A 2457-nucleotide genomic window follows, 5' to 3' on the forward strand; every position below is an offset into this window, starting at 1 on the left:
GTAAGCGTCCACCTCGGACCGTCTGCCCTAAATTGCTATGAACAGATAACGTAGATGCCCATCTATCAACAGACGGACATCTATTTTGGACACTCCTGACAATAAATCTGGTTGGCGCTCAGCACCGCGCCGGTTTTACTCTCCAGAATTCAAACTCAAGCTGGTACTGCTCGCGCTTGAGCCTGGTGCATCTGTGGCCGACATTGCTCGCCGTCATCAGGTGAATGACAACATCCTATTCAACTGGATCCGCCTTTACCGCAGCGAAGGGCGGGTCACCCGCCGCCAGCCTGTGACCGTTCCCAGCCAGGCTCAACCCGTGCTTATCCCTGTAGAGATGACTCAAAATGTCGCGCTTGCGCCGCCGCCGGATATCCCGGTATCGGTTGTGTCGTGCCGTTGCGAGGTGATCTTCGCTCGCGGACATCTGACATTAACCGCGCCTTCAACGGAGCTGCTGGCTGCCCTGGTCCGTGAGCTGATAGCGGGAGACGGGGTATGATCGGCCTGCCGTCAGGAACAAAAATCTGGATCGTTGCCGGTATTACCGATATGCGTAACGGCTTTAACGGTCTGGCGGCCAAGGTGGAAAATGCCGTTCGGGAGGATCCGTTCTGCGGCCATGTGTTTGTCTTCCGGGGCAGACGTGGCAACACCATCAAGCTGCTCTGGTCCACCGGCGACGGTCTGTGCCTGCTATCCAAACGCCTTGAACGCGGGCGCTTTGCCTGGCCCTCGGCCCGAGAGGGTAAGGTGTTCCTTACCTCGGCACAACTGGCCATGTTGCTCGAAGGCATCGACTGGCGGCAACCTAAAAGGCTTGTTAACTCCCTGTCTATGTTATAAAAATCGCCAGCCCGGTACTATGCCGGGCATATGAAATATCAACATACCGACACTATTCCTCTACTTAAACAGCGCTTGGCTGAACAGGACCGGGTTATTCTGGCCCTGCGAGAGTCCCTGGACGAACGCGAGCGCGAAATCGACCGGCTGCGGGCGCAGTTGGACAAACTCAAACGCATGAACTTCGGTCGTCGTTCTGAAAAGGTGGCTCGCCAAATAGAGCAACTTGAGCAGGATCTGGAGAAACGCGAAAAAGAAACGGATAGCCTGCTCGGACGCGTGAATGATCCGGCTGTCCCGCGTCCGCTGCGCCAGTCCCGCTACCGTCACCCCTTCCCTGAAACACTCCCTCGGGAAGTGAAACACCTGCTGCCGATTGAATCGGCGTGCCCGGACTGCGGTGGCGAACTTCACTACCTGGGCGAGGACGTGGCGGAGCAGTTAGAACTGATGCGCAGCGCGCTGAAAGTCATCCGTACCGAACGGGAAAAGCATGCCTGTAGCCGATGCGACCGCATCGTGCAGGCGCCGGCGCCCTCGCGTCCCATCGAAAGAGGCATCGCCGGACCGGGCCTGCTGGCCCGCGTACTGACTGCTAAGTATTGCGAGCACTCGCCTCTCTATCGTCAAAGTGAGATCCTGGCTCGCCAGGGTGTGAAACTCAGTCGCTCGCTCTTGTCGGGCTGGGTGGATGCCTGCTGCCGCTTAATGTCCCCGCTGGAGACGGCGCTGCGCCGGTATGTCCTGATGCCGGGCAAACTGCACGCCGACGATACGCCGGTGCCGGTTCTGCTACCGGGCAATAAAAAAACCAAGACCGGCCGGTTGTGGGTGTATGTGCGTGACGATCGCAACGCCGGCTCATCACAGCCGCCAGCGGTGTGGTTCGCGTACTCGCCGGACCGAAAGGGCATCCATCCACAGTCCCATCTGGCCCTGTTCAGCGGTGTGCTGCAAGCGGATGCGTATGCTGGCTTTAACGAACTGTATGACCCTGAACGCGAGGTCGGGGTTATCCGGGAAGCGGCGTGCATGGCGCATGCCCGACGCAAAATCTACGATGTGCATGTTCGAACCCCTTCAGACACCACAACAGAAGCGCTGCAACGTATCAGGGAACTGTATGAAATAGAAGCCACTATCCGGGGTCAGCCGGCGCAACAACGGCTGGCGGTGAGGCAAAAAAGCAGCAAGCCACTGATGGACGGACTTGAGGGTTGGCTCCGGAAAAAACTGAAAACGCTGTCGCGCCACAGTGACACGGCAAAGGCGTTCAACTATGCCCTGAACCAGTGGACGGCGTTGTGTTGCTTCCTGGAAGACGGCTGGGTGGAAATCGACAATAACCTGGCGGAAAATGCGCTGCGCGCGGTGGCGTTGGGGCGAAAGAATTATATGTTCTTCGGTTCGGACACCGGTGGTGAGCGCGGTGCGCTGTTGTATAGTCTAATCGGGACATGCAGGCTGAACGGCATAGATCCGGAGAAATACCTCAAAGAGGTACTGAGCCTTATCGCCGAGTGGCCCATAACTCGGATAAACGAACTGTTGCCGTGGAATATCACCCTCTCGCCTGAGTAGTTGTCAATACGGTACATGCTGGACGCTTAC

Annotated in this window: 3 protein-coding genes; all 3 read left to right on the top strand. The window is 57.6% G+C overall.

What is annotated here, in order from left to right:
- Positions 1-85: 85 nt before the first annotated feature.
- From tnpA to tnpC, 3 genes are read left to right on the top strand one after another with little or no spacing between them, the layout of a single operon-like run.
- Positions 86-502: an IS66-like element accessory protein TnpA gene (gene tnpA / locus SJI19_RS24475; protein ID WP_323480839.1), complete on the top strand. Its 417-nt coding sequence runs from the start codon at positions 86-88 to the stop codon at positions 500-502.
- Positions 499-846 carry an IS66 family insertion sequence element accessory protein TnpB gene (tnpB, locus tag SJI19_RS24480; protein ID WP_323480840.1) on the top strand — a complete coding sequence of 116 codons (348 nt, stop codon included), beginning with the start codon at positions 499-501 and terminating at the stop codon, positions 844-846. Before tnpA ends, tnpB begins: the two co-directional genes overlap by 4 nt.
- A 30-nt stretch (positions 847-876) precedes the next feature.
- Entirely contained in the window at positions 877-2427 is a 1551-nt protein-coding gene (gene tnpC / locus SJI19_RS24485) for an IS66 family transposase (RefSeq protein WP_323480841.1), read from the top strand.
- Positions 2428-2457: the final 30 nt, after the last annotated feature.

Origin of the sequence: Acerihabitans sp. TG2 (assembly GCF_035013185.1) — a bacterium.
In the GTDB taxonomy this organism is placed as follows: Bacteria; Pseudomonadota; Gammaproteobacteria; order Enterobacterales; family Enterobacteriaceae; genus Acerihabitans.

Excerpts from the sequence above, each read along its gene's own strand:
- tnpC (WP_323480841.1), top strand. The coding sequence starts at position 877 with ATGAAATATCAACATACCGACACTATTCCTCTACTTAAACAGCGCTTG.
- tnpB (WP_323480840.1), top strand. The coding sequence starts at position 499 with ATGATCGGCCTGCCGTCAGGAACAAAAATCTGGATCGTTGCCGGTATT.